Here is an 11,896-nt window from a genome sequence, read left to right as displayed (position 1 = left end):
GGGGCGTCGAAGGCCGGCGTCAGACCGCGGCCGGTTCGGGGGTCCCCGCGCGGGCGCCGGTCGTCTCGGCCGTTCCGGCCGCCTCAGCCGCCTCGGCGACCGTGCCCTTGACGCGGCGCAGCTTGCGCATGGGGGCCAGCTCGCTGTCGTAGACCTTCTTCACACCGTCACCGAGGGACTCCTCAATGGTGCGGATGTCCCGCACGAGACGGGTGAGGCCCTGCGGCTCGACGGAAGCCGCCTGGTCGGAGCCCCACATGGCGCGGTCGAGGGTGATGTGCCGCTCCACGAAGACGGCGCCCAGGGCGACAGCCGCCAGCGTCGTCTGCAGACCCGTCTCGTGACCGCTGTAGCCGATCGGGACGTTGGGGAACTCCTCGTGGAGAGTGTGGATCATCCTCAGGTTGAGCTCCTCGGCCTTCGCCGGGTACGTGGAGGTGGCGTGGCAGAGCACGATGTTCTCGCTGCCCAGCACCTCCACCGCGTGCCGGATCTGCTTCGGCGTCGACATGCCGGTGGAGAGGATGACGGTGCGGCCCGTGGCGCGAAGAGCACGCAGCAGGTCGTCGTCGGTCAGGGAGGCGGAAGCCACCTTGTGCGCGGGCACGTCGAACTTCTCCAGGAAGGCGACGGCCTCCTCGTCCCACGGGGAGGCGAACCAGTCGATGCCGCGCGCGGCACAGTGCTCGCCGATGGCCCGGTAGTCGTCCTCGCCGAACTCCACCCGGTGCCGGTAGTCGATGTAGGTCATCCGGCCCCACGGGGTGTCCCGCTCCAGATCCCACTGGTCACGCGGCGTGCAGATCTCCGGCGTGCGCTTCTGGAACTTCACCGCGTCGCAGCCCGCCTCGGCGGCGGCGTCGATCAGAGCGAACGCGTTGTCGAGATCCCCGTTGTGGTTGATGCCGATCTCCCCGGTGACGTAGACGGGGTGGCCGGGGCCGACGGTCTTGGTACCGAGAGCGCGGGTACGGGGGCTGGCGCTGAGGCCGTTGCTGTTCATGTTCACCATTTCCGGGGGTTTTTTTCTGGGATGGGTACTGAAGGGCGGTGGGGTGGTTCGGGGGGTGTGTGGCGGTGGGGCGGGGTAGGGTTTTTGCAGGTCAGGAGGCGGCGGGGGTGGGCGCCGGGTTCGGGCGGGGGTTCCTTTGTGGGTGGGCCCCACGAGCGCGATCCGTGTCCCCTCCCAGCCCCGCCCCCACCAGCCACCCCGCGATCTCCCTGACCGCTCCCGCTCCGCCGCGCCGTGTGGTGACGGCGCGGGCCGCGGCCCGTACGGCGTCGTGGGCGTCGGCGACGGCGACGGGCCAGCCCGCGAGGGCGAAGCACCCCAGGTCGTTGGCGTCGTTGCCGGCGTACAGGACGCGCTCGGGGGCGATTCCGCGCTCCTCGCACCACTGTTTGAGCGCGAGGTCCTTGCGGTCGATGCCGTGGAGCACCGGCAGCCGGAGCTTGGCGGCGCGGGCGGCGACGACCGGGTTGGTCTCCGTGGAGAGGATCAGCACATCGAGGCCGGCGCGGCGCAGGGCCGCGATGCCGAGGCCGTCGCCGCGGTGGACGGCGACGGTCTCCCGCCCCTCGGAGTCGACGTACACCCGGTCGTCGGTCTGGGTGCCGTCGAAGTCGAGGACGACCGCGTCGATGTCCTCGCGGGTGGGCAGCGCGCCGGGGCCCTGGCGGTCGGCGTCGAGCAGGGGTGCCAGTGCGCGGGCCCGGTCGAGGTCGTGGGGGTCGTCGATCTCCAGGACGCGCGCCGGGTCGGTGCGGACGACGGCGGTCCGCCCGAAGAACCGGTGGCCGGCTTCCCGGAAGCCCATGGCGTCCATGGCGTAGGCGGCGCCGGTTTCCAGCAGGTCCTCGGGCCGGTCCTGGCGGCGTGGCCGTACGGCGCGGTCGTGGTTGACGCCGTACGCGCTGCCCGCGTGGCCGCCCGACACCGCCGGCACACCGGGTGCCGCCGGCACACCACCGGATACCGCCGGCTCACCACCGGGCCGTGCCTGGTGACCACCGGGCCATGCCTGGTGACCACCGGGCCGTGCCTGGTGGCCACCGGGCCGTGCCTGGTGGCCACCGGGCCGTGCCTGGTGGTCACCGGGCTCCGGCGCCTCGCCGGCTCGCCAGACGAAGCCGTGGAAGGGGGCCACGGTCAGGGCGCTGTCGGCTCCGTCGTCGATGACGGCGGCCGCGACGCGTTCGACGTCCTCCCGTACCAGGAACGGGCTGGTGCACTGGACGAGGAGCACGGTGTGCAGCGGCGTGCGGTGCCGTTCCTCCCACTGGTCCATGGCGTGCAGGACGGCGGCCTCGCTGCTGGCCAGGTCGCCGGCGAGGGCGGGGGGCCGCTCGACGACCTCGGCCCCTGCCGAGCGTGCGGCCTCGGCGATGGCCGGGTCGTCGGTGGAGACGACGACGTCGGTGATGTTCCGCGCCGCCAGGCATTCGCGGGCGGCGCGGGCCACGAGCGGCACGCCGGCGACGGGTGCCAGGTTCTTGGCGGCCACGCCCTTGGACCCGCCGCGGGCCGGTATCACCGCGAGGACCGCGGGGCTTGAGGACATGTTGACTCCTGGGTGGGGCTGGGAGGTCTTCGAGGGCCGCGGGGCGGCTGCGGGGGACGCGGGGCGGGCCGTCACAGCTCTCCCGCCTTCCGGATGAGCGGTGCGACGCGCTGCACCCCGTGCCGGTAGGCGCCGCGCGCCGCCTCGCGCACCACGCGCCGCAGCAGGCCGCGTCCGGCGGCACCGACGGCGCCAGGTTCTTCGTCGGCGTCGTCCGAGCCCGCTGCCGGTCCTACGGGGGTTCCGTCGGGGCCGAGTCCGTAGCGTCGCAGGATGCCGGGCAGGTAACCGGGGGCGGTGCGTGCCGTGTAGTACGGGGACAGGGGCGGCAGCCCGGTGCGGGCGGAGCGGGCGGTCAGCGCGGCGACCCGCTCGCGCGCGGCCGCGTATCCGTCACCGCCGCGTACCCCCTGGCGCAGCGCCCACCGGGGGTCGGCCTCGGGCAGCAGGCCGTCGTCGAGTTCGTCCCAGGAGGCGAGGCAGCCGGAGCCGGTGAAGTAGTGGTTGCCCAGGCCTTCGCGCACTCCGAGGTCGGTGAGGACGGCGGTGGGCACGTGGCGGTGCAGGGATTCGAGCGCCGCGGTGGAGCTGACGGTCACCAGCAGGCCGCCGGTGCGCCGCACCCGGTCCAGCAGCGCGCCCATGTTGCCGTAGACGAGGCGGCAGTTGGCCGGCAGGCCGCCGCCGGTGCCGTCGCCGCCGGGCAGCTTGCGTACGAGCTTCTGGTAGGGCAGTTCCTCGATGTGGGTGGTGTGTTCGCCGGGTTTGCTGCGCAGCTTGATCAGCACCTCGCGCTCGGGGTGCCGCAGTGCGTGGGCGACGGCGCGGCGCAGCAGGTAGGCGCGGTCCTCGCGGGAGGCGGGGACGGAGGGCTGGACGGCGAAGACGACGGTGAAGGTGTCGCGTCCGTCACCGTCTTGGGGGGTGGGGGTGTCGCGGCCGCCTTGGGGAGTGAGGGGGGCGCGTCCGTCACCGTCTCGGGGGGTGACGGTGGTACCGGGGGCCGGCCGCGCGTCCGTGAGGAACGGCAGGGTGCACTCGAGCACCCCGTCCGCGGGCGCGCCCACGCCCTCGTACACGGCGCGGAAGCGGTCGGTGTCGTGGGCCGAGTTGGCGAGGACGAGATCGGCGCCGTGCCGCAGCAGCAACCCGTCGGTGAGCTTCTCGTAGACGACGCCGACGTAACCGGTGACGACCACGGGGCGGTGCGCGGGCGCGCCCTCTTCGGTGCCGGCGGTCGCCCGGCGCAGTCCGTGGAGCATGGCCTGTACCGCGCCGCCGACGCACGCCAGGACGATCATGTCGTAGCCGCCGGGCCCGGTGGCGGCCCGCAGGAACTCCCGGGTGGTGACCTCGCGCAGCACGTCGACGGTGACGCCGACCTCGGCGAGCTGGCGCGGGGTGGGCGTGGCACGGGCGCGCAGCAGCAGCCCGTCGATGACGGCACCGGGGGCCAGCCGGCGGGCTGTCGACGCACCCCATTTCCACCGGGTGTCGGAGTCCGCGAGCACCGCGACCCGGCGGGGCCCGGGGGTGGGGGAACCGTGCGGTTCCGCGTGGGCACGCTGGTCGGGAAACGCACGCGGTCCCGGCGTGTTCGCGGAAGTGGGAGTTTCTGGTGAGGGCACGTCGCCGACGTTAGGAAGGGATTCCGCAAGGCGGCCCAACGCGGAGGCAACAGACGGTTAACAGCGCGTCGACGAACGGCCAACCCGCCCGGCCCGCCGCCCCGTTCACCATCCCGCCATGCGGCGTTCACCCCCCGGCCCGCCGCAGGTCAAGACGGCGGGCGGCGCAGCGCCTACCGTCCCTCGGGTGGTAAAGCTCTCCGTCATCGTGCCGTTTTACAACGTGCAGTCGTACGCCGCAGAAACACTTCGGAGCCTGGGTGCGAACGCGCGTCGGGATTTCGAGTTCATTCTCGTCGACGACGCTTCCCAGGATGAGACGCCGGAGATTCTCCAGCGCGCCGAAAAGGATCTCGACGGTGCCGCGCGGGTGATCCGGGTGCGGCACGCGCGCAACGGCGGGCTGGCGACCGCGCGCAACACGGGGCTGGCCGAGGCGAGCGGCGAGTTCGTCACGTTCCTGGACGGGGACGACTGGCTGGCCCCCGGCCACTATCCGCGCCTGGTGGCCTGTATCGAGCGCCTCGGCTGCGACTTCGTGCGCACCGACCATGTGCAGTGCACGGCGCGGGCCCGCACGCTGGCGCGGGTGCCGCACGGCCGGCGCGGCGTGGTGGGTGACCCGCGGGAGGCGATACTGCCGGCCGGGCGCAGCACGTCCGTGGACTACGCCTACGCCTGGGCGGGCATCTACCACCGCAGGCTGCTGGATCAGGGGCTGCTGCACTTCACCGACGGGCTGCGCACCGCCGAGGACCGGCCGTGGATCTGGCGGCTGCACCGTCGGGCACGCTCGTTCGCCGCGGTCGGCCTGCTGGGGGTCTTCTACCGGCGCGGGGTGGCCTCGTCGCTGACGCAGATCGGCGACGTGCGGCAGCTGGACTTCATCCGCGCCTTCGACCAGGTGATCGAGGAGACGGCGCGGGACCGCGACGCGGAGGTGCTGTTGCCCAAGGCGGTCCGCACCTACTGCGCGATCATCTCGCACCACCTCACCAGCGGCAGGTTCGAGCCGCAGGTCGCGCGCAGGCTGCGGGCGATGAGCGCGGCGGCCCTCAAGCGGTTGCCTCCCGACGTGCTCGGCCAGGCGCTGGACTCGATGGACGCCGAGCGCGCCTCCCGGCTGCGGCGCCTGCGCCGACGCCCCGGAGGCGCGGGCCAGGACGGCCCCTACCCAGGCAGCACAGACCCGGACGGCACGGCCCCGAACGGCACGGACCCGGACAGCACGGCCCCGGACAGCACGGACCCGGACAGCACGGACCCGGACAGCACCGACCCGACCGGCAAGCGGACGGAGGCGGCGGCCTGATGCGCACCCAGATCTTCTTCGCCTCCACCCTCTACGGCGCCGCCACCCTGGCCGCCGCGCTGGACGCGGGTCACTTCGAGGCCGCGGACCAGCGGCTGCTGCTGGTCAGCAACAACGCGGGCAACCCGGAGACCACGCCGGCACTCGATGCCATGCCGGGCTTCGCGAGGCTGCGCGGCCGCTTCGATAGGGTGCTCTCCTGGAACGAGACGATCCGCCCGTTCCACCCCGGCGGCTGGTCGCCCCGCTCGGACGACGCCCCGCTGTGGGAGCGGCACCTGCGGATGCTGTGGAACCTGGGCGACGGGCCCGCGGACGAGGTCCAGCTCGTCCTCGAATCGCTCCAGGTCGAGCCCGCGCTCGCGGTGGCCCGGCTGTTCGCGGACGCCCCCATCGACGTGTACGCGGACGGGCTGATGAGCTACGGCCCCACCCGCAACAAGCTCGACCCGCTGGTCGGCGGCCGGGTGCGCCGCCTGCTGCACCTGGACCTGGTGCCGGGGCTCACGCCACTGCTGCTGACCGAGTTCGGGGTGCCGGCCGAGGTGGTGCCCGCGGACGCCTTCCGCGCCGTACTGGCCGAACTGTCTGCCGACGTGCCGCCCTCGGCGGCCGAGGCGCCGGAGGGCGGGGCGCTGCTGCTGGGCCAGTACCTGTCGGCGCTGGACATCCTGACCGTGGACGAGGAGGAGGAGCTGCACCTGCGCATGCTGCGGGGTGCGGCGGCGCGGGGCCACGGGGACATCGTCTTCAAACCGCATCCGGTGGCTCCGGCGCGCTATTCCCGCGCCCTGGAGAAGGAGGCGGGCGAACTGGGTGTCGGCCTCACGGTGCTCTCCGCGCCGGTGCCGGCCGAGGCGCTGTACGCGCGGATGCGCCCGGCGCTGGTGGTGGGCTGTTTCTCCACGGCACTGCTGACCGCCTCCGCCTTCTACGGGCTGCCCGCGGCCCGTACGGGAACCGAGCTGCTGCTGGAGCGGGTCACGCCGTACGAGAACAGCAACCGGGTTCCGGTCACGCTGGTGGACGCCCTGCTGCCGGATCTGGACGCGACCGCCTCAGCCGGTTTCGTCCCCGCGCGGGGCGAGGATGTGGCGGGGCTGGTCGGGGCGGTCGGCTTCTGCATGCAGCCGAGGACCTACCCGCACCTGCGCGAGGAGGCCGAGCGCTACCTGGCGGACCACCTGACCCCCGCCACCCGCCGCTACTTCAAGCGCCGCAGGCTGACGTCACTGGCCCTGCCGGGCGCGGTGCCGCGCCAGTTCGCGTTCGTACCGCGCAGCCCGGCGGTCCGCCGCGTGGCCCGCCGCGCCCGCGCGCTCAAACGCGCCGCACTGGGCTGACCATCACCGCCTTCGGCGCTCAACCCGGCGGTTCGCCCAGCACCGTGGCCCGCAGGCCTTCGATCACCGCCCGCAGACCCTCGTCGAAGCGGGCGTCATAGTCGGTGAACAGGTCGGCGCTGATCTGCGCCGCCAGGGGAAAGGCCGCCATGCGTTCCGCGCGCTCCGCGGGATCGTAGCCCTCGGCGCGTTCGCCGGGGAGCGGCTGGACGGCCTGTTCCTCGATGACGAAGCCGATCGTGTAGCTGAAGGCGGTGAAGAAGGCGCGGGCCGCGGCGTTCACGGTGAAGCCCGCCTGCGTCATCATGCGCAGGTAGAGCTCCTGGCCCGCGCCGTGTTCGGTGGTGGTCATGCGGGTGCCGCTGAAGACCTTGGCGCCGTCGCGGTAGCGCAGCAGTGCCCGGCGCAGGACGCGCAGGCTCTCGGCGAACCACTCGTCCCAGCCGGCGTCCTGTGCCACCCGGTACTCGAGGTGGCGCATCTCGCGCGTCATCAGGGTGGCCATCTCGTCCAGCAGAGCCTGCTTGCTGTCGAAGTGCCAGTAGAGCGCGGGGGCCTGGACGTCCAGTTCCTTGGCGATCCTGCGCAGGCTGAGCCCTTCAAGACCGGTCTCGTTGAGCATCCGCAGTCCGGTCTCGGCAACCTGCGTGCGGTCCAGTCGCGGGGGGCTCGCCTTCTTCCGTGCCGGGCGGCGGCTTCCCTGGTCTTTCCTCTCGGACACGCTTGACATTTTAACGGCGTTAAGCGCAGGCTCCGGTCATGACTCCACTTAACAGTGTTAAGGACGGGGACGGCCGCGTCCTCGTCGCCGGCGCGGGCCCCACCGGCCTCACGCTCGCCTGCGACCTGCGCCGCCGCGGCGTCGCGGTGACCGTCGTCGAACGCGGGGACGGCCTCTTCCCCGGCGCCCGCGGCAAGGGGCTGCAGCCGCGCACCATGGAGGTCTTCGACGACCTCGGCATCGTCGACGCCGTACGGGCAGCGGGCGGTCCCTACCCCCGGATGCTGGTGCACCGCGCCGGGGAGCCGCCCGTCGAGTGGGACATGATCGAGCGGGCCGCACCCCGTCCCGACGCCCCCTACGCCGAGGTGTGGATGCTGCCCCAGTGGCGCACCCAGGAACTGCTGCTCGCACGGCTGCGCGCGCTGGGCGGCGAGGTGGAGTTCGGCACCGCGCTCACCGGCCTGGAACAGGACGCGGACGGCGTCACCGCCCAACTCGCCACCGGAGACACCGTGCGCACCGTGCGTGCCGCGTACGCCGTCGGCTGCGACGGCGCCCGGGGCACGGTGAGGACCACGCTGGGCATCGGCATGACGGGCGAGACGGTGGAGGCCGAGCCGAGCGTGGTCGCGGACGTCCGGCTCGCCGGGCTCGACCAGCGCTACTGGCACATCTGGCGCGACAGCGCACACGGGGCACACGGCGCGCTCGCCCTGTGCCCGATGCCCGGAGACGACACCTTTCAACTCGTCGCCCAGCACGCCACCCTGGACGGCGCCCCGGGAGCCACACGGGAAGCGCTCCTGCGCGAACTCCTCGCAGCCCGCACCGACCTGGCGCCGGAACAGCTGAAGGAGGTCGTGTACGCGTCCGAGTTCCGGGTCAACGCCGCCCTCGCCGACCGCTTCCGCTCGGGGCGGGTCTTCCTGGCAGGCGACGCGGCGCACATCCACTCCCCCGCGGGCGGCCAGGGCCTCAACACCGGCGTGCAGGACGCCTACAACCTCGGCTGGAAACTGGGCCTGGTGCTGCACGGGCACGCCGACGTGGCACTGCTGGACAGCTACGAGGCCGAACGCGCGCCGCTGGCCGCCGCGGTCCTCGGGCTCTCGACCCGGCTCCACCGCCGTGCAGCCAAGCGCGGCGCCGAGACCCACCAACTGGACCTCGCCTACCCCGACAGCCCGCTGACCCGCCACCCGACCGCGCCCGACGCGACACCCCACTCGACGGCGCCCCACACGGGCACGCCGGCACCGGGCGACCGCGCCCCGGACGCCCCCGCCACCGCGCCCGACGGCAGCCCGCTGCGCGTCTTCGACCTGCTACGCGGCCCGCACCTGACCCTCCTGGCGATCGGCGACGCCACTCCCCCGGCCGGCCTGCCACCGTACGTGCGTACGCATCCGCTCCCCGCCACGCCGCCCTACGCCGCAGGCGCGCTCCACCTGGTCCGCCCCGACGGCTACCTCGCGCTGATCACCGAGGACGCGCAGGAGGTCACCTCCTACCTCGCGGCACTGTCCGGCTGACAGGCGTGCGGACCCACCCGCCCGCACACCGCCGGAGTCACACCGTCGGCGGCCACCGCTCGTGCCACCGCTGGTCGGCCTCCAGTTGGGCGGCGAGGGAGAGCAGCAGGGGTTCGCTGTCCGCAGGGCCGAGGAGTTGGGCGCCCACTGGCAGCCGCATATCGCCGGTGACGGCGGCGGGCACGTTGACGCCGGGCCAGCCCAGCACGTTCCACGGCCACGCGTAGGGGCAGTGCGCGATCATCCGGCGGTCGGTCTGCCAGCCGCTCAGCCGCGCCAGATCGCCGACACGGGGCGGCGGCGTGGCCGTCGTCGGGGCCAGCACCACGTCGTAGCGGTGGAAGACGCGGCCCACGTGGCGGCGCAGCGGCCCCTCGGCGGCGCGCGCGGCACGCAGGACGGGGCCGCCCAGCAGCCGTCCGGTACGGGCGGCGCCCCGGGTACGCGGATCGAGCAGTGCGGCATCGGGGGCGCGCCCGGCCCAGGCGCGGACGCCCGCCGTCGCCCGGGGCACGAACGTCAGCCCGATCGGCCCGTAGGTCGGATCCGCCTCCTCGACCTGGTGCCCGAGGGCGGCCAGCCGCTCGGCCAGCGCCCGCACGGCCGCCTCCACGCGCGGGTCAAGCCGCTTGGGGGTGGCCGTGAACGCCCAGCGGGTGGACAGTGCGATCCGCAGCCGTCCCGGATCGCGGGTGACGGCGGCCCGCGCCTCGACGGGCGGCGGCCTGTGCAGGTCGCCCGGGTGGTTGCCGCTCGCGGCGTCGAGCAGCAGCGCCGCGTCCTCGACGGTGCGCGCGAGCGGTCCGAAGACGGTGATGCCGTTGAACGACTCCGGGTCCGGCCAGGTGGAGATGCGGCCCCGCTGGGGTTTGACGCCGACCAGGTGCGTCCACGCCGCCGGGATACGGACCGATCCTGCGCCGTCCGAGCCCAGCGCCGCGGGCACCAGGCCGGCCGCGACCGCGGCCGCCGCGCCACCGGAGGAGCCGCCCGGGGTGTGGTCGTGGTTCCACGGGTTGCGGGTGTCGCCGAAGGCGGGCCCCTCGGTGAACGGCCACTGCCCCAGCTCGGGGCTGTTGGTCTTGCCGACGACGACCGCTCCTGCGGCCCGCAGCCTGCGCACGACCTCCGCGTCCGCGCTCTTGCGGGGGAAGTCGCCACGGCAACCGAACGCGGTGGGCTCCCCGCACACGTCGGTGTCGTCCTTGACGGCCAGCGGCACCCCGAGCAGGGGCCGCCGCTCGCCCCGGGACAGCGCCGCGTCGGCCGCGTCCGCCTCGGCCAGTGCCGCCTCGGCGCGGACCCTGCGGAACGCGTTCAGCGTGGGCTGCGTCGCCTCGATGCCGCGCAGCGCCCGCTCGGTCAGCTCCCGCGCGGTCACCTGGCCGTCCGCCAGCGCGGTCACGGCCGCCGCCAGGCCCGGCAGGCGGACAGGGCCCGGGCCGTGACCGCCCGCCCGCGGCTGCTCGGCGGGCCCCGCCCCGGTACCGGTCGCCATGGACACCTCGCACGCTGCTCGTCGTTCGTCCTCGCGGCTACTGTCCCCGATCGGCACCCAGTTCGAAACCCGTCAGTAACCAACCGGGTGCCGAGACTCCGGGCACACCCGAAGACCTCCACAGGTTCACGAGGACGGCGTACTGGGCAGTGATGGTCCGTACATCCGTCGAACCGCCCGGGGGGTTGGGGATGCACCGGAGGGGAGCACCGGCGTACCGCCGCCTCACCGCGGCCGCCGCCGTCATGCTGGCCGCGGGGGCCGTCGCCGGCTGCCAGACGAAAGGCACCGGCGCGCAGGAGCCGCTGATCCGCGTCTCCAAGGCGCCGCAACAGGCGCCCGCCGAGCCGCCGTCGAAACCCGCGACGAAACCCGCGACGAAGAAGGCATCCCCACCGACCACCCGGGCCCCGAAGCCCGCGCCCCCCGCCCGGCCCGCGGCGCAGAGCGCCATACGGATGGCACCGGGCTCCCGCGGCGAGAACGTCCGCGAACTCCAGGCCAGACTGCGTCAACTGGGCCTCTTCGACCGCAACCCGACCGGCTACTACGGTTCCGTGACCGCCGGCTCGGTCACCGCCTTCCAGAAACAGCGCGGCATGCCCCGCACCGGCAAGGTCACCGACCCGGTGCTCACCGCACTGCGCGCCCGCACCCACCAGCCCACCCGCACCGAACTCCACCCCACCACCTCCCGCCCGCCGGCCGCGCCCGACCCGCGCTGCAAGACGGGGCGGGCACTGTGCATCAGCAAGAGCAGCCGGACAGCCGCGTGGATGGTCGACGGCACGGTGCGTACGGCGATGGACGTGCGCTTCGGATCCGATTACACGCCGACCCGCGAGGGGCAGTTCAAGGTCGACTTCAAGAGCCGCCACCACGTCTCGACCCTCTACCACACGCCCATGCCCTACGCGATGTTCTTCAGCCGCGGCCAGGCCGTCCACTACTCCTCCGACTTCGCCGCCCGCGGCTACGCCGGAGCCTCCCACGGCTGCGTCAACGTCCGCGACAAGAAGGCGATCGCCAAGGTCTTCAACCAGATCCGCCCGGGCGACAAGGTGGTCGTCTACAAGTGACGTGAGGCACGCGAAACACAAAAGCCGAGGGGCGCGGGCGGGACCGGGGACAGCATCATCCGGGGGCAACCCCCGGACCCCCGGCCGGAGCAGGGCGGAGGCAAAAGCCGAGGGGCGCGGGCGGGACCGGGGGAACGTGTCCCGCCCGCGCCATCGCGCGAACCCTGAGGTACGGGGGGAACCTCGGGCTTTCCGCGCCGCCGATGACCAGTCGGCTCA

9 protein-coding genes are annotated in these 11,896 nt (G+C 73.7%); 4 read left to right on the top strand and 5 right to left on the bottom strand.

Annotation, left to right across the window (positions count from 1 at the left end; translation table 11 throughout):
• Positions 1–19 precede the first annotated feature (19 nt).
• The 3 genes from MMF93_RS20660 to MMF93_RS20650 all read right to left on the bottom strand — a co-directional run bounded on the left by MMF93_RS20660 (position 20) and on the right by MMF93_RS20650 (position 4,072).
• Entirely contained in the window at positions 20–1,012 is a 993-nt protein-coding gene (locus MMF93_RS20660) for an N-acetylneuraminate synthase family protein (RefSeq protein WP_423835483.1), read from the bottom strand.
• Positions 1,013–1,103: 91 nt separating this feature from the next.
• A complete protein-coding gene (locus MMF93_RS20655; protein WP_242753652.1) occupies positions 1,104–2,561 on the bottom strand; it encodes an acylneuraminate cytidylyltransferase in 1,458 nt (485 codons plus the stop codon).
• 71 nt (positions 2,562–2,632) lie between these two features.
• The gene (locus MMF93_RS20650; RefSeq protein WP_242757679.1) at positions 2,633–4,072 is read right to left on the bottom strand and encodes a DUF6716 putative glycosyltransferase; all 1,440 of its coding nucleotides are present in this window, start codon (positions 4,070–4,072) and stop codon (positions 2,633–2,635) included.
• A 304-nt stretch (positions 4,073–4,376) separates the two neighbouring features.
• Between MMF93_RS20650 and MMF93_RS20645 the strand changes: the two genes are divergently transcribed.
• Together MMF93_RS20645 and MMF93_RS20640 are read left to right on the top strand one after the other, a co-directional pair.
• Positions 4,377–5,501 (top strand): glycosyltransferase family 2 protein, encoded by a 1,125-nt coding sequence (locus MMF93_RS20645; protein ID WP_242753649.1) that lies wholly within the window; start codon positions 4,377–4,379, stop codon positions 5,499–5,501.
• The gene (locus MMF93_RS20640; protein WP_242753646.1) at positions 5,501–6,844 is read left to right on the top strand and encodes an alpha-2,8-polysialyltransferase family protein; all 1,344 of its coding nucleotides are present in this window, start codon (positions 5,501–5,503) and stop codon (positions 6,842–6,844) included. The genes MMF93_RS20645 and MMF93_RS20640 overlap by 1 nt, the downstream gene beginning before the upstream one ends.
• A 19-nt stretch (positions 6,845–6,863) precedes the next feature.
• On the opposite strand, the gene MMF93_RS20635 is transcribed toward MMF93_RS20640, so the two are convergent.
• Positions 6,864–7,574, bottom strand: coding sequence for a TetR/AcrR family transcriptional regulator C-terminal domain-containing protein (locus MMF93_RS20635; RefSeq protein ID WP_423835482.1), 711 nt, complete (start codon positions 7,572–7,574; stop codon positions 6,864–6,866).
• Between the two features lie 29 nt (positions 7,575–7,603).
• On the opposite strand from MMF93_RS20635, the gene MMF93_RS20630 reads away from it, so the two are divergent.
• Positions 7,604–9,100: an FAD-dependent monooxygenase gene (locus MMF93_RS20630; protein ID WP_242753641.1), complete on the top strand. Its 1,497-nt coding sequence runs from the start codon at positions 7,604–7,606 to the stop codon at positions 9,098–9,100.
• 37 nt (positions 9,101–9,137) lie between these two features.
• On the opposite strand, the gene MMF93_RS20625 is transcribed toward MMF93_RS20630, so the two are convergent.
• Positions 9,138–10,598 carry an amidase gene (locus MMF93_RS20625; RefSeq protein WP_242753638.1) on the bottom strand — a complete coding sequence of 487 codons (1,461 nt, stop codon included), beginning with the start codon at positions 10,596–10,598 and terminating at the stop codon, positions 9,138–9,140.
• Between the two features lie 191 nt (positions 10,599–10,789).
• Here MMF93_RS20625 and MMF93_RS20620 point away from each other — a divergent pair, with 191 nt between their 5' ends.
• A complete protein-coding gene (locus MMF93_RS20620; RefSeq protein WP_242753636.1) occupies positions 10,790–11,677 on the top strand; it encodes a L,D-transpeptidase family protein in 888 nt (295 codons plus the stop codon).
• Positions 11,678–11,896: the final 219 nt, after the last annotated feature.

Origin of the sequence: Streptomyces tubbatahanensis, assembly GCF_022699385.1 — a bacterium.
Lineage (GTDB): Bacteria > Actinomycetota > Actinomycetes > Streptomycetales > Streptomycetaceae > Streptomyces > Streptomyces diacarni.
Note: the sequence above shows the minus strand (reverse complement) of the source record. Positions and strands in the feature narration are given on the sequence as shown.